A 20,635-nucleotide genomic window follows, 5' to 3' on the forward strand; every position below is an offset into this window, starting at 1 on the left:
ATTTTAGCCAACTGATTAAAAAAATCAAAACAGGTGAAGCATTTTTATCTGGAATCTAAAAAAATTAACATTATTTAGATGAAAAAACACGACTTACCTCAGGACGAAAGTAACCTGAAATCTGCCAACATGACTGAAGTTCTGTATGTCACGGATGAGAATGATAATTATACAACGGCAAACAGTACTGGCTGGAACGCAAAGAAAGCTGCACTGGATGAATCAATGGAGCTTATCTATGAAAGAATTGAGGGAGCAAAACAAAATGTTGCCAATAATATAGTAAGTCCTATCGTTTACTTTATGGAACTGAATAAGATGGATCTGGGTGTACTTGCCTCCTATGTAGGAATGTGGCAATGGAGGGTAAAAAGACATTTTAAGCCCGGAACATTTAAAACACTAAGCGAAACAGCACTGAAAAAATATGCTGATGCATTCGGAATTTCAGTAAATGAATTAAAAAACTTCAATGGGAAATAAATGAAACAACGCATATATACTATGCTCACTTTTATTTAACCAATGAAAAAGATATAAGCGACAAATGAAATTAAACTTTGAACACCATCAGACTGCGCATTGCGAGAACGGTGTTGCTTCTAATCTTCTGCTTAACAGAGGCCTTAAACTGAGTGAACCTATGATCTTCGGGATCGGTTCAGGATTGTTTTTTGTCTACCTGCCTTTTTTAAAGGTGAATTTTGCTCCGGGCTTCAGCTATCGTCCGATGCCGGGTGCTATTTTCAGCAAAGCAGCAAAAAGATTAGGTATTAAAATCAAAAGAGAAAAGTTCTCAAATCCTCAGGATGCACAAAAAGCTCTTGAAAGAAATTTGGAACAAAATGTACCTACAGGACTTCAGGTAGGAGTTTTCAACCTTACCTACTTCCCTGAAGAATATAAATTCCACTTTAATGCCCACAATCTTGTTGTCTATGGGAAAGAAGATGGAAAATTCCTTATCAGTGACCCTGTAATGGACTACACTACTTCCCTTACAGAGGCTGAACTGGAAAAGGTAAGATATGCCAAAGGAGCACTTCCTCCAAAAGGGCATATGTATTATCCTGTTTACATTCCCGAAAATATCAATCTGGAAGAGGCCATCAAAAAAGGAATCAAAGACACCTGTAAAAATATGCTTGCTCCCGTACCGCTTATTGGAGTAAAAGCCATGAGATGGGTGGCCAGAAGTATTCCAAAATGGGCGGAAAAGAAAGGAACAAAAGTAACCAATCACTATCTGGGACAGCTTATCAGAATGCAGGAGGAAATCGGAACCGGCGGCGGCGGATTCAGATTTATCTATGGAGCATTCCTGCAGGAGGCTGCTGTAATTCTTAAAAATGAAGAATTAAAAGAATTGTCAAAAGAAATTACCTCAATTGGTGATCTTTGGAGAGACTTTGCTGTTGATATTGCAAGAGTGTATAAAAACAGAAATTCAAAAAGCAACATCTATAACGAACTTTCAAAAACGATGCTGCATATTGCAGACCTGGAAGAAGCTTTCTATAAAAAACTCAGAAAAGCGATCTGATATGGCGGAGAATATGATTGAAATCAAAAACCTATATAAAAAATACAAAAATTCTGATGAGTTTTCTGTAAATGATATTTCTTTAAATATCAGCAACAACGAAATCTATGGAATTCTTGGTCCTAACGGAGCTGGAAAAACAACCTTTATTTCTATGCTTTCAGGATTGATAAAGCCTACCTCAGGGAAATTTACCATCAACGGTTTATCTCCACAGAAAGATGCTTTTAAAATCAGACAGATTATTGGTATCGTCCCACAGGAATATGCACTTTACCCAACCCTTACGGCCAGAGAAAACCTGATGTTTTTCGGAAGTCTGTATGGCTTAAAGCATAACCAGCTAAAGAAAACAATCGATGAGTCTCTGGAAATTATGGGACTTTCAAAATTTGCAGACAAGCAGGTAGGACAGTTTTCAGGGGGAATGAAGAGGCGCTGTAACCTCATCGCCGGAACACTCCATAATCCTAAAGTCCTATTTCTGGATGAACCTACCGTAGGCGTAGACGTTCAATCCAAAAAAGTAATCATAGATTTCTTATTGGAACTTAATAAAAACGGAACGTGTATTATTTATACATCTCATCACCTGTCTGAGGCAGAAGAGTTCTGTACCAAGATTGCCATTATTGACAGAGGGAGAATTCATGCTATAGGAACACCTGAAGAGCTTGTTTCCCAGATTGCCAATGCAGAGAACCTTGAAGATGTTTTCATTTCATTAACCGGAAAAGAATTAAGAGATGTTGTTGTATAAACTGTGGAGAAGCTTTGTTAAGGAAATTCTTCTCCTGAAAAGAGATATAGGAGGAATTGTTATCATCTTTGTCATGCCGTTACTTCTTATTGTAACCATTACCCTGATTCAGGATTCTACCTTCAAAAACCTTGAAGGATCAAAAATCCCGATCATCTTTATTGATAATGACCGATCTGACGTATCAAAAAATATAAAAGGCGAGCTGGAGAATAGTAAGATATTCCAGTTGCTCACCAATTTCAATGAAAAGTCGGCACAGGAAGCCGTTTTTTCCGGAGAATATCAGATGGCAATTGTCATTCCAGAAAATTTAACAAAGGATTTAAATTCAAATATTGATTCAAAAGTTCAGACCATTGTAAGTTCATTCGGCCTTGAAGGTGATTCTGCCAAAGTAAAAACAGAAGCTCCAAAAGCTAAAGAAATTCATCTGTACTTTGACCCGGCAACCAATGCAGGATTCAAAAATTCTGTGATGAATTCTGTCAACAAAATGGTTTTTCAGATTGAGAATAAAAAGATTTACAAAGCCTTTCAGGACCAGCTGGGAACTACTGAAAACCTTGACCAAAATAAGAATCTGATCAGCTTTAAAGAGATCACTCCGAAAAAAGGAAAAATGGATGTAATGCCAAATTCCGTTCAGCACAATGTTCCTGCCTGGACGCTTTTTGCCATATTTTTTATCGTAGTCCCGTTATCGATCAACCTTGTTAAAGAAAAAAGCCAGGGAACAAGTGTAAGGGCAAGAATCAGCCCTACTCCCTATTTTATACATATTTTGGGAAAAACATGTACCTACCTTATCATCTGTATCATTCAGTTTTTACTGATGATAGCTGTAGGAATTTATCTGTTCCCCTATATGGATCTTCCCGCCTTTGATGTGTCGGGAAAAATGTTCCAGCTTTTGATAGTAACGTTATTTGCCGGGCTGGCAGCAATAGGATTCGGAGTTTTACTGGGAACTATTGCAGATACTCAGGAGCAGTCGGCACCATTTGGAGCTACTTCCGTAGTTGTTTTAGCCGCTATTGGAGGAATTTGGGTACCGGTATTCTTGATGCCGGAATTTATGCAGACCGTGGCCAAGTTCTCACCAATGAACTGGGGGCTGAATGCTTATTATGATATTATTTTAAGAAACAGCGGAATTGGAGGTATTGCAAAAGAATTGGCATTCCTGCTTTTATTTTATCTTGCTACCGTATCTATTTCCATTTTTTACGAAAAGAAACAAAATGCAGTCTAACAAAAATATATTAACCTGTACCGAAGAAGTAAGAGTACGTTTCAATGAGACAGATCCGCTGGGAATTGTCTGGCATGGACATTATATTGTTTATTTTGAAGACGGAAGGGAAGCTTTTGGCCGTCAGCATGGTCTCACTTATCTCGATATTCAGAAAGCCGGATATGTAACACCTATTGTCAAAAGTACCTGCGAACATTTTCTTCCTTTAAAATACGGAGAGACATTCAGAATTGTTACCACTTTTATCAACTCTGTTTCAGCCAAACTCATCTACAGGTATGAGCTTTTCAACCAGGAAGATAAATTGGTTTGCAGTGGTGAAACCATTCAGGTATTCCTGGATAACAATGGGGGTTTATGCCTTTATAATCCGGAATTTTTTCAAAAATGGAAAGATAAAATGGGATTATCATGACGAAAGAAATTTTTATCACAGATTATAATTGTGTAACGCCTGTTGGATTTGATGTAGATTCCAACTGGACAGCCCTTCTGGAAGGAAAATCAGGAGTTGCTTTACACAAAATCATAGAAAGCCAGGAGCCATTCTATGCTTCTATGATTGATTCTGAAAAATTAAATAAAGTTTTCAGTGAAAATTTTGAAAATCAAGACTTTACAAAGCTGGAAAAGATGCTCCTTTTAAGCTTAAAACCTTTAATTGAAAGACAGAAGATCACAGAAGATACTTTGTTTATTCTTTCAACAACAAAAGGAAATATAAGCCTGTTAAAAAATCAGACGGAGCTGCCGGAAGGTGTTTTTCTCTCAAAACTGGCCCAGAAAATTGCGGACTTCTTTGGGTTTAGCACAAAACCTATTGTAGTTTCCAATGCGTGCGTTTCAGGAGTAATGGCCATCGCTGTTGCCAAAAATATGATTCAGGCAGGAAAATACAAGAACGCTTTCGTTATTGCAGGAGACGAACTTTCTGAGTTTGTTATTTCAGGATTCAATTCCTTTCAGGCGATTGGCTCTGGGCCTTGTAAACCCTACGATAAAAACAGGAACGGAATCAATATAGGTGAAGCTGCCGCAGCGGTTTATATTACTTCAGAACGATCTGAAAACGAAAAATTCAGTTTCAGAGTTTTAGGTGATTCTGCTATTAATGATGCTAATCATATTTCCGGACCTTCAAGAACAGGTGACGGCTTGTATGCCAGCATCAAAAATGCCATGACAGAAGCCCACGTTTCTCCGGAACAAATCGATTTTATTTCTGCCCACGGAACAGCCACTTTATATAATGACGAAATGGAAGCCATTGCCTTCAACAGAATGGAACTTGAAAGGGTTCCTCTGAACAGCATAAAAGGCTACTATGGGCACTGCCTGGGTGCTTCCGGACTTCTGGAAAGCATTATTTCTATGGAAGGAGCTCTTCATAATACACTGATTCCTTCTAAAAATTTTGAAGAAATAGGAGTTTCCCAACCATTGAATATTATTACAGAAAACAAGACAAGTTCCATCAGATATATTTTAAAAACAGCTTCAGGTTTTGGTGGATGCAATGCAGCCATTGTACTGGAAAAATGCTAAAATGAACATGATGAAGAAAACAAACACCTGTACCATAGAACATTCAAAAATAGCCGTCAACGGAGAAACTATTTTTGAAAATCAAAGCGAGACCTTTCAGGAATTTGCAAAAGAAGCTTATAAAACCTTAGAACTGAATTACCAAAAGTTTCACAAAATGGATAATTTGAGTAAACTGGCTTTCCTTGCTGCAGAAATGCTTTTAAATGATGACGATCACAGCAGCACAGCTCTGGTTTTTGCCAATTCATCATCAAGCCTTGACACGGATTTCAAATATCAGGAAAGCATCAATTCGCAGGACAGTTTTTATCCGAGTCCGGCCGTTTTTGTCTACACATTACCCAACATCTGTGTAGGTGAAATAAGCATTAAACATAAAATGCAGACGGAAAATGCTTTTTTTGTACTGGATGAATTTGATGAAAATTTTTTAAACAATTATTCCGAACAAATCCTCCAGTCAGGAAAAGCTGATAAAGTATTATGTGGCTGGGTTGAATTATATAAGGAAAATTATAAAGCTTTTGTATATTTGCTAACCTTATAAAAACTGAACACTTTAACAGTATAAAAATGTAATACTGATGACCAAAATCATGGTATATTCTAAGCTGTTATCTTATTTAAATTAAAACTTTTTATGGAAAACTTAAAAACAGAATTGAAGCACAAAATTATTGAAGTATTAAACCTTGAAGACGTTTCTATAGAAGAAATCAAAGATACAGACCCATTATTCGGAGGCGGACTGGGACTTGATTCTATTGATGCATTAGAACTTATCGTTCTTCTTGATAAAGACTATGGAATCAAATTGGCCGATCCTAAAAAAGGAAAGGAAATTTTCCAGTCTATCGATACGATGGCTAAATTCATCGAAGACAACAGAACGAAATAAATTAATATAACAATCTAATAATCTGTCATACAGCAATTGTTGGCAGATTGTTAGATTGCTACGTTGTTACATTATTTAATACCATGAGCCAAAAAATTGCCATAACAGGAATGGGCATTATTTCCTCCATCGGAAACAACGTGGAGGAAAATTTTATTTCATTACAATCCGGAAACCATGGAATTTCAGATATTCAGATGTTTGAAACCCGACATGCCGGAGCCATTAAAACAGGTGAAATAAAATTATCCAATGGAGAACTTGTACAAATGCTTCAGCTTGATGAAGACAACAATGTAACAAGAACTTCTTTATTGGGTATGGTAGCCGCAAAAGAAGCGGTAGAAAGTGCCGGAATTTCGGATATTAACGGGTATAGAACCGGTCTTATTTCTTCTACCAGCGTAGCAGGAATGGATATTACCGAAAAATACTTCTACTCTTACGAAGATTTTCCTGAAAAGCAAAAATATATCGATGCTCATGATGCCGGAAATTCTTCACTGGCAATTGCTGACTATTTGGAATTAAAAGGAATGGTTTCTACCATCAGTACTGCTTGTTCATCTGCAGCCAATGCTATTATGATGGGCGCCAAACTGATCAAAAACGGAGTTTTAGACCGTGTTATTGTTGGGGGAACAGATTCTCTTTCAAAGTTTACTTTGAATGGCTTCAATACCCTGATGATTCTTACGGATTCTTACAATACCCCTTTTGACAACAACAGAAAAGGGCTGAACCTTGGAGAAGCTGCGGCTTTTCTGGTGCTTGAATCTGAGGAAATTGTTAAAAAAGAAAACAAAAAGGTCTTAGCTTACCTTTCCGGTTACGGAAATGCTAATGATGCCCATCATCAGACCGCTTCATCAGAAAACGGACAGGGCGCATTTCTAGCCATGCAACAAGCTTTGAAAATCTCAGGACTGGCTAAAGAAAATATAGATTACATCAACGTTCACGGAACGGCAACTCCGAATAATGATTTATCAGAAGGAATTGCTATGATCAGAATCTTTGGAGAAAATCAGGTTCCTGAATTCAGCTCTACAAAAGCGTTTACAGGACACACTCTTGCCGCAGCAGCAGGAATTGAGTCTGTATTTTCAATTTTAGCAATGCAGCACAGCCTTATCTTCCCGAACCTGAATTTCCAGACGAAAATGGAAGAGTTTGACTTAACTCCGGTTACTGAATTGAAAGAAAAAGAAATCAATCATGTTCTATCCAATTCATTTGGCTTTGGAGGAAACTGTTCAACCTTAATTTTCTCAAAATCATGAGTGAAGTATACATCAACAGTGCAGCCTGTATCTCTGTACAGGATAGTTTAAACGAAAATATTCTTCAAAATCTTAATCCCGAAAATTCTTTACAGATCATAAAGGCAATAGAACCTAACTATAAAGAGTTCATTCCCCCTGCTATGATCAGGAGAATGTCTAAGACAGTAAAAATGAGCTCCGTAGCTTCAAACCATGCATTGAAAGAGGCAGGAATTGAACAACCGGATGCCATTATTGTAGGAACCGGAATGGGCTGCTCTCAGGATTCTGAAAAATTCCTGAAAAATGTGATTGATAATCATGAAGAGTTCCTTACTCCAACTTTCTTTATCCAGTCTACCCACAATACGGTAGCAGGGCAGATTGCTCTGGGATTACAGTGCCATGCTTATAATTTCACCTATGTAAACACTTCATCTTCCCTTGAGTTTTCATTTCTTGATGCTAAACTTCAGATCAATGATGGAGAGGCAGAAAATGTTCTTGTAGGTTCTACAGATGAACAGACCAACAGAACAATGGAGCTTTACTGTTTAAATAATACCATAAAAAAGGAAATTGATCTTCCTGCTGATTATTTACATTCCACTACCAATGGGGTGATCTGGGGTGAAGGTGCCAGCTTTTTTGTTGTAGGAAAGGATAAGACTGAAAATTCTTACGCAAAGCTTAAAAATATTCGGATCAGCAATAAAGTTGAATTGAATGAAGTTCAGGATTTTATCCAAAATTTCTTAGCTCAAAACAATATTTCCAATCATGATATTGATGCTGTTATTCTAGGATTCAGCGGAGATGCAGATTCTGATGTTTATTATACGAAAGCTGCAGATATGTTTCCAGCCTCATCGCAGTTGTATTATAAACATTTGAGTGGAGAATTCAATACAGCCAGTGGTTTTTCTACCTTTATAGCCTGTCATATTCTGAAGGAACAGCAAATTCCGGAAGTTATGATGATCAATCAAGAGAAAAAGGAAAGCGTGAAGTATGTACTTCTTTACAATCATCTGGCGGGTAATGATCACAGTCTGGTATTATTGGAAAGGGCTTAGTTGGCAAAAAGTCAATAGCGTTTACCATACAATTAAAGCAGTATTGTTGTCATTCTGACGAAGGAAGAATTCCTGCTTTTACATGATAGATTCTTCATTTCGCTTCGCTATATTCAGAATGACAAAATGGGTATACATCCAGAAAGTTTAACAATATAAAAGTAATCAGCAATGAAACATTATCCCTTTATCCTGTTCTATCTTTTCTGCAACGTTTTTATTTATGCGTTTCAGGGAAGCTCGTGGGTATATTTGTTTACTTTTTTTGCTTTCTCTGCCGTTGTTGTATGGGGTTCGTTTGACATTGGACTTGGATATTTCGTCAACAGCATTACTCACAAAAGAACTAAAGTAAAAGAAGTTGCCCTCACTTTTGATGATGGTCCCACAGAGTTTACTCCAAAGTTTTTAGACTTACTTAAAGAACATCAGGTAAAAGCAACTTTTTTCTGTATCGGGAAACAGATTGAAAAATACCCTGAAATATTTCAAAGAATCATTGCGGAAGGTCACAGTATTGGAAATCATACGTTATCACACTCTAATTCCACAGGGTTTTTATCGACTTCAAAAATGATTGAGGAGATTGAAAAATGTGATGAAGTCATGAAAAATACAGGAAATATAAAAACTCATCTTTACAGACCTCCTTTTGGGGTAACGAATCCCAATATTGCCAAAGCGATCAAAAGGACCCATAAAGAAAGCATCGGATGGAATGTCCGGTCTTTAGACACCATCATTGATGATGAAAAGAAAATCTACAGCAGAGTTACCAAAGGTTTGAAAAAAGGGAGTATTATTCTCCTTCATGATACGTCGGAAAAGACCTATCGTGTTCTGGTAGATTTATTAGTATTTTTGAAAGATAAAAAGTACTCAACCTTTACCGTTGATTCAATTAAAAAATCAAAGAAAAATGATTAAAAATATTGCTTTCGGAGCATTTCTATTAGTTTCCGGCTTCTTTTTTGCTCAAAATACAGCAATGTCAGCAGCTGAGGCTAAAGCTTTTGTATCTAAGGTTTCATCCGAAACAAAAGAGATTAAAACTTTACAGAGTGATTTTACACAAACCAAAAAGATGGACTTTCTGGACAAAAGTATCGTTACTTACGGAAGAATGTCATTACAGACCCCGAATATGCTGAGCTGGAAGTATACCAAGCCTTATCAGTACAGTATTGTTTTTAAAAGCAATAAAATCTTCATCAATGATCAGGGGAAAAAATCGTCTGTAGATGCCAAGAGCAAAACATTTGAAAAAATTAATAAGCTGATTGTAGGAAGCTCAAATGGAACGATGTTCAATGATCCTGAATTTACGGTAACGTATTTTAAGAACGGAAATTATAATGTTGCGAAGTTTATTCCTAAAACCGCTCAGCTATTGAAATATATCAAACAGATCGAACTGTATTTCCCAAAGAACCAGTCTACGGTTTCTCAGGTTAATATGACTGAGGCATCCGGAGATACTACCAATATCGTTTTCAAAAATACTAAGATCAATGCTTCAATTCCTGCGTCAGAGTTTACTTTATAGCCTTATCCTGATTCTGGCTGTTTCCTGTAAAAGCTATCAGCTTACTGGTGTCAGGTCTGTTTCTACCTCTGAGAAAATGGTAGAAAATTTATATTTCTCTACCGGCGAAGATTATGTTTATAAATGTCAGATGGATATTTATAAAAATCATGTGAGCGGTATTCTGATTATTAAAAAGATCAGCGAAACGACCCATCGTGTCGCATTAACATCAGATTTTGGGAATAAGCTGATCGATTTTGAAGTTTCGCACGATGATTTTAAACTTAATTATGTTCTTCCTGATCTGGATAAAAAAATTGTCATCAATTTTCTGAAAAACGATTTCCAGCAGCTCTTAAAAAGACAGTACCCTGTAAGTGAAAGCTTTGAGAATGAAAATTCAAAAATATATCTTTCAAAAATTGATAAAAAAGGGTATTATTTATTCTTCAATAAGGAAAACAATTTACTGAAACAGATTATTTACACGAAAAACAACAGAGAGAAAATCGATTTTACTTTTGATGCAAAAAAGCATATCTTCGCAGACAGCTTAAACCTGCAACACAAGGATTTTAAGATCAATATAAAACTATTTCAAATAACCGAAACGGAATAATTTCCAACATGAAAAACGATACAGCATACGAGTGTCATTTTCAAACCGAAGTGTATTGTACATTTAATCTTAAAAAATAAGATCATGCAAACCATTCTTACAGACTTTTATACGTTAACATCATACGAGAAGACAGAGGACGGAAAGTTTACTGCCCACATCAACCTCAATAAAGATCACGATATTTTCAAGGGACATTTCCCTGGAAATCCGGTAACTCCCGGTGTTTGTATGATGCAGATCATTAAAGAACTTACGGAAGAATTTACCAGTTCAAAGTTATTTCTGAAAACCGCGTCTAATGTGAAATTCATGGCCATCATCAATCCTTTTGAGACCCCTGATCTGGTGCTTCATCTTGATATTGATGAAAACGGAGAGGATGTTAAAGTAAAAAATATGACTTCTTTTGGCGAGACAATTGCATTAAAGTTGTCTGTAAGCTATAAAAAAATACCATCATGAAACTTATCTTATCATTCGTAGCGGCATTTATTTTTTTCTTTCAGTCTGATATTGAAGCGCTGAGAAATAGCTATGCCAAGGCCAATGAATCAAATACCAGCACCGCTGCCTTCATTGAAACAGCTGAAAAGCAATCAGGTTCTGATGCCGTAACTTTAGGGTATAAAGCAGCAGCGAAGATCATGGAAGCAAAGATTGTGAAAAGCAATAGAAAATCTCTTGTGAAAACGGGTGCTACAAGTCTGGAAGGCATTATCAAAAGTAATCCTAATAATGCAGAACTTCGCCTGATCAGATTAAGTGTTCAGGAAAACATTCCGAAAATAGTAGGTTACCGAGGAAGTATAAAAGATGATAAAGCATTCCTTCTGAATAATTACAGCAAACAGAATGCCGGGCTGAAAAACTACATCAAAAGGTTTGCAATGCAATCCAAAACCATGACAGAGGCTGAAAAAGCTACTTTAAAATAAAACCATGTCCCTTGCAGAAGTACAAAATGCAATTTCTGAAAAAAAGATCTGCGTTTTAATACCTACCTACAATAATGAGAAAACCCTGAAAAGGGTTATTGACGGTGTTCTCAACTACACCGAAAGTATTATTGTGGTGAATGACGGATCTACAGATTCCACCCCTCTTATCCTTGCTGAATACCCGCAAATCTCAACAATCACCTTACCGGAAAATAAAGGTAAAGGAAATGGTCTGAAAACAGGATTCAGAAAGGCTAAAGATTTAGGGTATGATTATGCCATAACTATTGATTCTGACGGGCAGCACTATCCGGATGATATCCCTGTATTTGTGGAGGCACTTCTTCAGGAAAAGGAAGAGGTTCTACTCATCGGAAACCGAAATATGTCTCAGGATGGGATTCCAAAGAAAAGTAGTTTTGGGAACAGGTTTTCTAATTTTTGGTTTCGGTTTGAAACCGGTATCAAGCTGGAAGATACTCAATCCGGTTACAGACTTTATCCTCTTCATAAAATTCCTAAGAAATACTTTACACCCAAGTTTGAATTTGAAATAGAAATCATCGTAAGAACTGCGTGGAGGCATATTCCTGTAAAAAATATCCCTATAAAAGTATTATACGATCCCAACGAGAGGGTTTCGCATTTCCGACCTTTCAAAGATTTTACAAGGATCAGTATTCTGAATACAGTTCTGGTAACTATTACGCTGTTATATATTATTCCGAGAAACTTCGTGAATAACTTCAAAAAAAAAAGCTTTAAGAGATTCATAAAAGAGGATGTATTGGAAAGTGACGGAAGCAACCGTACCAAAGCTTTTTCTGTTGCATTGGGAGTCTTTATCGGGCTTTCTCCATTTTGGGGTTTTCAGACTCTTTTAGTGATCAGCCTATCTGTTCTTTTGAAACTGAATAAAGTACTGGCATTTGTATCGTCTAATGTAAGTCTTCCTCCTTTTATTCCTTTCATTATTGCAGCATCTTTATTCCTGGGAGCACCATTTGTTCACGGTGACAGTAATATACTGAGTCAGGACTTGAATTTTGAACTGATCAAGAACAATCTTCTGCAATATATTATTGGCAGTTTTATTTTGAGTACAACGTTATCGGCACTTTCAGGAATTGCAACTTTTTTCTTTCTGAATAAAATGAGTCCTGAGAACGATTAAGCAGAGACTATATAAAAGTAAAAGCCCTGAAAAATATTCTTTCAGGGCTTTTTACAAATTAATTATTACTATTTTATTTTGAAACTATAATCTTCTGAGTATAATCAATTGAGTTATTGCTAACTTTTACGATATATGCTCCATTGATCAGCTTTTCAGCGCTAATTGTAGTTTGCTTATTAAGATTAATGCTATCCTGAGAGATAAGCTTCCCTGTAAAATCATAGATAGAAACTGTTGTAATTCCTGATAGATTCACATCTGAAGGAGTTTGGATGGTGAATTCATTTCTTACAGGATTTGGATAGATAGAAATCCCCTTAGAGTTTTTAACTTCATTAACGGCTAAAACTCCGCACTCAGCCGGAACTGAAAAATCTTCTACCTGATCACTCATTTCCGGTAAAGGCTGATTAGCCCCAAATGCCAAACCATTAAGAGCTCCCGCAGATGCATTTACTCCTAATCCTCTTTTAGCAAATGTATTCCAGATCATACATTTATTAGCTCCGTTTGTAGATGCCTGGTCAGCAGCCAAGATTGCATCTCTACCTTGTACAAAGGTTGGGTTACATGGCTGAAGCTTAAGAGCATCCATTACCAATTGTAAAACTCTGGCAGTTCCACTGTTGGCATCAGCCAAAACATTATTGTTGTAGCCATATTTTTCAACATATTTCCAGTTAAGATCCCAAAGCATAGAAGCCCAGATAAAACCAATACTGTGAACATCCGGTACTGTAACAGGAATTCCCGAAATACTTGTACTGATTTTCATTCCATTAGTACGTCCATAAGTATAATTATTGATTGCAAAGTCAGGAGAATATCTTACAGGTCTTATTCCTAATCCTGTAGTTTCCTGTCCTGAAACATAAGTTCCCATACCTCTTGCAATAGAAGCATTATCACCAGGTTTAGCAGTCACCATAAGGGCAAAAAAGTCAGACCATCCCTCTCCCATCTGTTCGTTAGACGAAATATAAGAGAGACAAGAGCTTCCTGTTCCGGTAAGACGGTTAGAAATCCCATGACCATATTCGTGGCTGATAACTCCATTATCTAAACTTGCATCTTTATAAACTGCATCTGTTTTCAGTGTTGCATTTCCAACGATACCATTAGTTAAGTCATTCACCAGAAACTGGCCTTCTGACAAGCCAACCATTATTGTAGGAATAGTGATTGTTGTGTCTGTTCCGCCTAATCCCACAGGAGTATTGCTGTTAGGATGGTATTGTATAACTCCTATTGCTCCGGCATTTTGTAAATTCTTTGTTTTAATAGAGAAACTACATCCTGCAGCGTTTACCACAGCTATTTTTCCTGTAAGAGTTCCCGCTGCAACTGCAGTACATGCATCAGCAGGCGTTGAAAGAGCCAGGTCACCTGTTACAGGTGGATTACCCATAATTTGCGGTCCAAATTGGGCTGTAGCAGCGGCCGGTGTTCTCGCGGTATAATTGGATGGTGAATTATAGTAAAGATATCTTGCATTGGTAGGTGAAAAAAGAAACATCTGCATTCTTCCGCTTGTTCCTTCCACTCCAGGATTAAAGTTAGCGTTATTAAGACCACTTCCGTCTCTTGCCTCAGAAAGAACCGGGTCATTACCTACCCCTCCGTTTCCAAAATTATTTGTCTGATAATTTCTTGCTGATTCTGTAAATCCAAATTTATAAAATAAATCATGCATTTTATTCGTATTATAGAATAAATTGGTTACTGCAGCTGATGTATAGGTAGTATGGGGTGCTGTTATATCCAAAGGAAAATCAAATGATCTGTTAGGTCCTCCATCGGGGGAGAACTGTGGGACATTCGTATTGGCCTCATCAGTATATGCAAAAGCATTGTTACCTCTCGTTATAGTGTAGCTATTGGTTCCGTCAGAATGCCACCCTTCCGGGGAAGCAGTAAGATCCCATGGGTTTGTAAGTAATGTACGGCTTCCAAAAGTTGGTGCTTCTGTAGGAAATGCAAAGACATTATAAGTAGCATTATCAGGTGATAATACAAAATTTGTATTCTTTTTTAAATCTATTTCCCCAAAACTAGCCGGGAGAGAAGATGCATAAGCATTTGAATGGGATAAAGCACCTCCTATAGAATGATGATCGTAAGCTTCCGAATGAAAATCACAAGAAAGAGTAGTATTTTCCTGATATAAAACAGAACCATCTTCAGCACTTACAATGGTATTCCAAACGTTACTTGTACCTTTTTCTTCTACATTTAGCTGATATCCAAGTATTAATTCTCCTGCTTTTGCAAAATAAACAACATTTGTTTTGATAGGCTCCTCTTTTCCATCAATATTTTTCAACGTCGACAAACCGTTCAGTTTTTTAATCGTTTGTGCTACCAAAGCATCCTTTCTTCCACTTTCCTTTCCCTTGATGGCTGAAGGATAAGTTTTAATAAAGGTATCCGCAAAATTTAACACTTTACCTTCTCTGATTAATACATTGGCGGAACTTCCAAAAACCGGAATACCATTAATTACCTGCTGTATTCCTACAACATCTCCTTTCAAACTTGCTGAAGGATCCACATTAATGATTTTAAATGCTTTAAGTTCCGGATTTACTCTTTGAAATACTCCTTGGTTTGAGTTAACGTAATCTTTAATCGTTTGTTCATATTTTTGAGCAGAGATTAAACTAACACTAAAAAGTGAACAAAACAACAGAAGTTTAGCACTAAGTCGAATTTTTTTCATAAGCTTTCTTTTTATCAAATATTAATATCAATTTGCCAGTTAGTAGAAAAACATCTAAAAATGTTACACATTTCAATAAAAACAATCTTAAAAAAATGTTATACAAAGTAAAAATCGCCTGTTTTATATCAACTTCACAAACAATAAGATAAATTAAAATTCTATTTTACAACGAATTACAGTGAATTCATTGTAAAATTATCAACTTAAATAATATTAAAACTAAAATACTGTAATTTCATCACTTCGAAGCTGCCTTTCAAATAGTGAGACCTCTTGATAATACATTATTTATACACAACATCGGAAAAAGATAAAGGTCCCATAAGTATGGTAACAAATATTGCAAGAATGACTAAGGCCAACTGAGTGGTATGGTATATTTTCCCTTGATCTTCTTCTTTTATTTCAAAGGTAAATTTAATTTTGTCCGGTCTTCGGATAATTAACCAGAAGAATACTAGAATGACAAGGTCGAGGACTATAGGCATGAAGAGAAAAACTTTGCTGCCATAGCTATCTTTATTGTTTCCAAAGCTGTGAATGGGGATGATGTCAGGAACTGAGCTGTATACTGTACACAAATAGACGGTATAGCACAGAATAATGACGAAAGGAATACTGAATAGCAGTTTTATATGTTTGGGGATCATTTCAGTTTATTTAAGGTTTTTTTCAGGTATTTTTCTACCGCTTTTTTATCCGGAACTGTGGTGATTTCTTTAGTGAGGGCTCTTTCAAATTCAATCTTTGCCTTTTTATATTCTTTTTTCTCAAAATAATACTTTCCGGCCACATAATATCCTTTCCAAAAATAAGGATTTAAAGACTGGTAATGAGCAATAAAATCATCAGTAAGGATTTCATTGTTATCTATAGCATTACTTACTTTTGTATTGACCAGCCTGTATTCCTGATAATTTTTAAATTCCTGTGAATCGGCAAAAGGATCTCTGGCAATATTGAATGCTGTTTTTAACTGCAAACTTTCTACTGGCTTTTTAACTGAAAAAATTTCATTCAGATCATAACATACAAATTCTCCCAGCTGATAAGGATTTGAAGAAACCCAAACCAGTTTTTTCTGTGGTGAAAATATAATGGCATGATGCGCCAAAAGCTGATTGAGTGCTTTTTCATTGCCATAACCGATCTTTTCACCTTTCAAACCGGACCTGTTCCTTAAAATGGAAGCCATTTTTTCAGGATTCAGCTTTTTCTCTTCCTCCAAAAGCTCCTGAAGTTTCTCGTATCGGTATTCAGAATGGCTTTCTTCAATTTGTTTCTGATTTCTTTTATCATCTTTATAAGCTTCCGACTGAAAATGGTTTGTACAAAGAACTCTGCTTGTATTCTGCACTCTATATACCCCGAAGTTTTTAGGTGAAACTTCAATGATCACTGCATTTTTATCTGCTGCACTTCCTACCAGAATAGATTCTGATACAAAAACTTTTCTTTTTTTAGCAATAGTAATTGCCTCGTCAATATTTTTAGCGTATTGTAAAATTTCCCTCGTGACAAGCGAAATTGGAGTCTTTGCAGTAAGAGGAATTTTGGATTTTCCGGCATTGATGGTCACAGTAATTCCTTCTTTATTCATTCCTGAAACTACACCAATCATTCCTGGCCAGCTCACCGACATATAAGGAATCCCAATTTCAGGCTCTACAAATTCTACCAGTTTGTTTTGGGCAAAATCATCACCTACATAGAAATCGAAATTTCGACCAATCAAAAGATCACCATCTTCTGTATTTTCGTCCCATACCGCAAGGGATGAGCAGCCTACCATTGCCAGATCCTGCATAGCATGCCCAATATCATGTGCCCCATGCAGATAAAGGTTTCTTAAATATTTTGGTGCAATAAAATCATACTGATCAGATGAGTATTGTGCTAATCCAAATAATTCTGCCTGATAATCTTCTCTTACATTCAGGTACATCTTTCTATTATACCATTTCAAAAAGCCTCTCAACAGCTTTTGTTTGAACTTTGATGGTACAAATCCTTCTACTTTTGAAAAGAAAATCCCTTCTTGTTTCTGCATCAAACTTTGGGTCAATGCTCCGTTATTATATCCCAGCTGCAATGGATTTCCTTTGATATAAAGCTCCCAAAGCTGCTGCTTATTCTTTGTCAGAAAGTTTTGATGATAGCTGAATGTTGAATCATTGATTTTAGTAACTTGAGGAATCTCAAGCGGATATTGTTTTACTTCAGGAATATGATGTACAGACTTTGAAACACCGCATGAAATAACTGTTAAAGAAAAAAAAGAGTATAGAAAAAGTCTTTTATAAGTTGGATAGTTGGTATAAGTTTTTTTCACTTTGGCTTTTATTAAATCATTTTCGCAGACGGCTGTCAATCAGTTCTTTTCCTAAAATTTCCGCACAGGTATTAAAAGCACCAATAGTAACTCCCAAAATCCCGTGCATATTGACAGACTGGCCTGTCAGAAAAAGATTATCAATTTTAGTACGTGGAGAAACCATTGTTTTAAGTGGATTTTCTGAGCTTTTCATGTAGCCGTACATGTTTCCGTCAAAATTTCCGATATAATCCCGGTAAGACAACGGGGAAGAAGTATAGATGTTTTGGATAGCATGTCTGAGATTGGGAATTCTCTTTTCCAACGCCTCAATCATTTTCTCTGTTTTTTCAAATTTAAATTTCTCATATCCTGATCCTCTTTCATTTTTATCCACTATTGTATTAAATGTATTTTCCCATTCTTTCACCTCATCAAAATCCATGTAGGAGATAGCAGTAAGACTTTCTGCAAATTCCGGATGATGTTTTGAAGCTGTAGAGGACAGCATATAGGTTTCCGGCCATGTTTCCTTTTTGTAACGGAACGCATTCCAAACTGATTCTTGTGATGAATAGTGGTAAATATTATAATTGAAATTGGGAAGGCTTTGAGGTTTTAAAACCAAATAAATGCTGAAGCACGATGAAACAGGCCTCCAGCTCAAAACTCTGTTTAAAAATGATTTCTTCAACCGCTCTTCTCCTATCAGCCTTATGGTGGAACGGATCTCAATATTCGAAATAAACTGTTTGGCAAAGTACGCTTTTCCTGTCTTTGTTTTTACGGAAGTCAATGTATTCTTTTCATTAAAAACAAATTCGGAAACTTCAGAATGCTTATGCACTTCGGCTCCATATTTCCGAAGCTTTCTAATAAGGAGTTTAGAAATCTGGCTTCCTCCTTTTGTACATTTATAGGCGCTTTGTATATAAGAATTCACCGTTAAGGCGTGAACGTAAAAAGGAACATTTTCAGAATCTCCGGCGTACAGGAAATTAGAACCTAATAAAACCGACTGCAGTTTTTTGTTCTGAGTAACGGATTCTATAAATCTTTTGGTATTGAGGTGCAGGATCTCTTCGTTATAATTGTCTTTTCCTACGACATTGTATCTTGGAAACTGGCTGCAGACGTATTGAATTTCTTCACAATAGTTTTCAATATTTTCTTTTTCATCCGGAAAATATACAGACAATTGCTCCACAAAATTCTGATAGCCCTGTGCATGAGGATACTCTACTTCATCATCTGCAAAACTAATCCGGTCATACCCGTCTTCATCCATTTTCTGAAGTTCCAGCTCATCCATAATTTCCAGATAGGAAAAGAACCGGTTTAAATTCTGCCCTTTTGAAAGTCCTCCCAAATAATGGACACCGGTATCAAAAATGAGTTTATCTCTTGAGAAAGTCTGTAGATTTCCACCATACTGGTTGTTCTTCTCCAACACGCAAACCTTCAGCCCTTCTTTCGCTAAAATAAGAGCCGAAACAAGACCTCCCAATCCACTGCCGATTACAAGTATGTCATATTCTTTCTTCAAAAGAGAGTGTGTTTTTTTTAAATTAAGAAGCTGAGCAGTTAAGAGATTCAGATGTCGCATTATTTATCAGGCACAAAGAAACTTACTGTGGCCGATGCAGCTTATAAATCTTAAATTTTCAATAAATCTTAATAGTTGTTAGTTTTTTGTTAGTTTTAAGGGTAAAAATAGAAAAAATTAATCAACATCATCCCAAAAATCAAAGTAATTAAACCATTGAAGGGGATATTTTTTTACCATAGTCTCCAGATTTTGAACGTAAGACTGCAAAAGTCCCTGTGAATCTCTGTTTTTTATATTTTGGGCTACTCTTGCATACAGGTGATAATGAAGGTTCTTTTCTTTCATTACATACACATATACTACCGGTACTCCCAACCTTGATGCAATAAGGAATGGCCCTGCCGGAAATTTCGCACTTTTGCCCAACAAATCAGCTTCCAGATACTTCGATCCTTCAAAATAGCGATCCCCGGTAAAGCAAATCAGTTCATTATTTGACAACGCCTGATTGATCTCAAAAATATGAGACATATCGTCTTTTACATAAATAAATTTGATATTACTTTTTTTAACGGCAACACTTTCCAGGTATTCTTTGATCACGGTAACTTCCTGATCTGTAGTCACCAGATTAATCTGGCATTCGAAATCAATGTCAGCAAAAAAGTGCTCTGCAATTTCAAAATTACCAATATGAGCACTGATCAGAACTCCGCCTTTTTTAGCTGCCAAAAGATTCCTTAGGTTTTCAATACCGTCAAATTCGTAGGTATATTTCTCTCTCAGGCCGGCAGTAATGGCCGTTTTATCAATCAGAACTTTTCCGAAAGTAAAATAACTTTTAAATATGGAACTTATTGATTTCCAATAACTATAATTCAGTCTTTTTCGGAAATAATAAAGAATGTATTCGTTACTCTTCTTCTGAAACAGAGAGTAATAGGCGGCTACAAAATAAAGCACACCATATGAACTTCTGATTCCGATATTTCTAATACACCAGACGAATATTCTGTATCCGAGTACTGTTCCTTTAGATTTACCTTTCCATTTGTTCATAGATAGAATTTAATATAACAGAGAACCAATGTAATAATACCTCTTTTAAAAGTGATCGTTACCGAAACACTGTGATATTATTACATTGGTACATTTTATAGAATAAAGATTGGCTCAATAACTACGCGTTTTTTTCAGCAATCTTATCTTCAATCGTTGTATAGAAGTCATTGAATGTCACCATTTTCTTGAAATCGGCTTCTCCTAATTTCACTCCGAAATTGGATTCAATCACGACGACCATGTCGATATAATCCAGGCTGTCTAAGCCCAGTGTATTTTTAAGGTTGGCATCATTACTGATTTCGTCTCCGTCTACTTCGAATTCATTGACCAGAAAATCATTAACGATGGCAACAATTTTTTCCCTTTCCATGT

At 36.3% G+C, this 20,635-nt stretch carries 22 protein-coding genes; 16 read left to right on the top strand and 6 right to left on the bottom strand.

The features are described from left to right. Positions 1–78: 78 nt before the first annotated feature. The 16 genes from DarG to AC27VX_RS10870 all read left to right on the top strand — a co-directional run bounded on the left by DarG (position 79) and on the right by AC27VX_RS10870 (position 12,610). On the top strand, positions 79–483 hold the full coding sequence (gene DarG / locus AC27VX_RS10795) for a flexirubin biosynthesis protein DarG (RefSeq protein ID WP_300689547.1): 405 nt from the start codon (positions 79–81) through the stop codon (positions 481–483). 64 nt (positions 484–547) lie between these two features. Next, positions 548–1,543, top strand: a complete 996-nt coding sequence (gene darH / locus AC27VX_RS10800; RefSeq protein ID WP_236856364.1) for a BtrH-related acyltransferase DarH — start codon at positions 548–550, stop codon at positions 1,541–1,543. Position 1,544: 1 nt separating this feature from the next. Next, positions 1,545–2,303, top strand: a complete 759-nt coding sequence (locus AC27VX_RS10805; protein WP_488695541.1) for an ABC transporter ATP-binding protein — start codon at positions 1,545–1,547, stop codon at positions 2,301–2,303. Further along, positions 2,290–3,558, top strand: coding sequence for an ABC transporter permease (locus AC27VX_RS10810; protein ID WP_300689543.1), 1,269 nt, complete (start codon positions 2,290–2,292; stop codon positions 3,556–3,558). Before AC27VX_RS10805 ends, AC27VX_RS10810 begins: the two co-directional genes overlap by 14 nt. Next, positions 3,548–3,976, top strand: coding sequence for an acyl-CoA thioesterase (locus tag AC27VX_RS10815; RefSeq protein ID WP_236856367.1), 429 nt, complete (start codon positions 3,548–3,550; stop codon positions 3,974–3,976). The genes AC27VX_RS10810 and AC27VX_RS10815 overlap by 11 nt, the downstream gene beginning before the upstream one ends. Then, positions 3,973–5,106 carry a beta-ketoacyl synthase N-terminal-like domain-containing protein gene (locus AC27VX_RS10820; protein ID WP_488695543.1) on the top strand — a complete coding sequence of 378 codons (1,134 nt, stop codon included), beginning with the start codon at positions 3,973–3,975 and terminating at the stop codon, positions 5,104–5,106. The genes AC27VX_RS10815 and AC27VX_RS10820 overlap by 4 nt, the downstream gene beginning before the upstream one ends. A gap of 10 nt (positions 5,107–5,116) precedes the next feature. Next, positions 5,117–5,656 (top strand): beta-ketoacyl-[acyl-carrier-protein] synthase family protein, encoded by a 540-nt coding sequence (locus tag AC27VX_RS10825; protein ID WP_300689539.1) that lies wholly within the window; start codon positions 5,117–5,119, stop codon positions 5,654–5,656. Positions 5,657–5,749: 93 nt separating this feature from the next. Then, positions 5,750–6,007, top strand: a complete 258-nt coding sequence (locus AC27VX_RS10830) for a phosphopantetheine-binding protein (RefSeq protein ID WP_047381552.1) — start codon at positions 5,750–5,752, stop codon at positions 6,005–6,007. Positions 6,008–6,090: 83 nt separating this feature from the next. Beyond that, on the top strand, positions 6,091–7,290 hold the full coding sequence (locus tag AC27VX_RS10835) for a beta-ketoacyl-[acyl-carrier-protein] synthase family protein (RefSeq protein ID WP_488695546.1): 1,200 nt from the start codon (positions 6,091–6,093) through the stop codon (positions 7,288–7,290). Beyond that, entirely contained in the window at positions 7,287–8,348 is a 1,062-nt protein-coding gene (locus tag AC27VX_RS10840; RefSeq protein ID WP_300689531.1) for a beta-ketoacyl synthase N-terminal-like domain-containing protein, read from the top strand. The genes AC27VX_RS10835 and AC27VX_RS10840 overlap by 4 nt, the downstream gene beginning before the upstream one ends. 171 nt (positions 8,349–8,519) lie before the next feature. After that, positions 8,520–9,275 carry a polysaccharide deacetylase family protein gene (locus AC27VX_RS10845; RefSeq protein WP_236856372.1) on the top strand — a complete coding sequence of 252 codons (756 nt, stop codon included), beginning with the start codon at positions 8,520–8,522 and terminating at the stop codon, positions 9,273–9,275. Then, positions 9,268–9,894, top strand: coding sequence for a flexirubin biosynthesis/transport protein LolA2 (gene lolA2 / locus AC27VX_RS10850; protein ID WP_236856373.1), 627 nt, complete (start codon positions 9,268–9,270; stop codon positions 9,892–9,894). The genes AC27VX_RS10845 and lolA2 overlap by 8 nt, the downstream gene beginning before the upstream one ends. Next, positions 9,860–10,495 (top strand): flexirubin biosynthesis protein LolB2, encoded by a 636-nt coding sequence (gene lolB2, locus AC27VX_RS10855; protein WP_488695548.1) that lies wholly within the window; start codon positions 9,860–9,862, stop codon positions 10,493–10,495. Before lolA2 ends, lolB2 begins: the two co-directional genes overlap by 35 nt. An 84-nt stretch (positions 10,496–10,579) precedes the next feature. After that, complete coding sequence (locus AC27VX_RS10860; protein ID WP_300689523.1) at positions 10,580–10,960, top strand: ApeI family dehydratase; 381 nt, start codon at positions 10,580–10,582, stop codon at positions 10,958–10,960. Then, positions 10,957–11,433, top strand: a complete 477-nt coding sequence (locus AC27VX_RS10865; protein WP_488695550.1) for a hypothetical protein — start codon at positions 10,957–10,959, stop codon at positions 11,431–11,433. Before AC27VX_RS10860 ends, AC27VX_RS10865 begins: the two co-directional genes overlap by 4 nt. Before the next feature lie 4 nt (positions 11,434–11,437). Then, on the top strand, positions 11,438–12,610 hold the full coding sequence (locus tag AC27VX_RS10870; protein WP_488695552.1) for a DUF2062 domain-containing protein: 1,173 nt from the start codon (positions 11,438–11,440) through the stop codon (positions 12,608–12,610). A gap of 73 nt (positions 12,611–12,683) precedes the next feature. Here the strand turns inward: AC27VX_RS10870 and AC27VX_RS10875 are convergent, their stop codons facing one another. The 6 genes from AC27VX_RS10875 to AC27VX_RS10900 all read right to left on the bottom strand — a co-directional run bounded on the left by AC27VX_RS10875 (position 12,684) and on the right by AC27VX_RS10900 (position 20,633). Continuing rightward, entirely contained in the window at positions 12,684–15,332 is a 2,649-nt protein-coding gene (locus tag AC27VX_RS10875; protein ID WP_488695554.1) for a T9SS-dependent M36 family metallopeptidase, read from the bottom strand. Positions 15,333–15,619: 287 nt separating this feature from the next. Further along, positions 15,620–15,985: a hypothetical protein gene (locus AC27VX_RS10880; protein ID WP_236856380.1), complete on the bottom strand. Its 366-nt coding sequence runs from the start codon at positions 15,983–15,985 to the stop codon at positions 15,620–15,622. Beyond that, positions 15,982–17,667, bottom strand: coding sequence for a C45 family autoproteolytic acyltransferase/hydrolase (locus tag AC27VX_RS10885; protein ID WP_410680495.1), 1,686 nt, complete (start codon positions 17,665–17,667; stop codon positions 15,982–15,984). The genes AC27VX_RS10880 and AC27VX_RS10885 overlap by 4 nt, the downstream gene beginning before the upstream one ends. A gap of 16 nt (positions 17,668–17,683) precedes the next feature. After that, positions 17,684–19,195, bottom strand: coding sequence for a phytoene desaturase family protein (locus AC27VX_RS10890; protein ID WP_236856381.1), 1,512 nt, complete (start codon positions 19,193–19,195; stop codon positions 17,684–17,686). A gap of 177 nt (positions 19,196–19,372) precedes the next feature. After that, on the bottom strand, positions 19,373–20,257 hold the full coding sequence (locus AC27VX_RS10895) for a lysophospholipid acyltransferase family protein (protein WP_236856382.1): 885 nt from the start codon (positions 20,255–20,257) through the stop codon (positions 19,373–19,375). Positions 20,258–20,378: 121 nt separating this feature from the next. Continuing rightward, positions 20,379–20,633, bottom strand: a complete 255-nt coding sequence (locus tag AC27VX_RS10900; RefSeq protein ID WP_236856383.1) for an acyl carrier protein — start codon at positions 20,631–20,633, stop codon at positions 20,379–20,381. Positions 20,634–20,635: the final 2 nt, after the last annotated feature.

It is taken from the genome of Chryseobacterium sp. 14P4.3.2 (assembly GCF_057799275.1).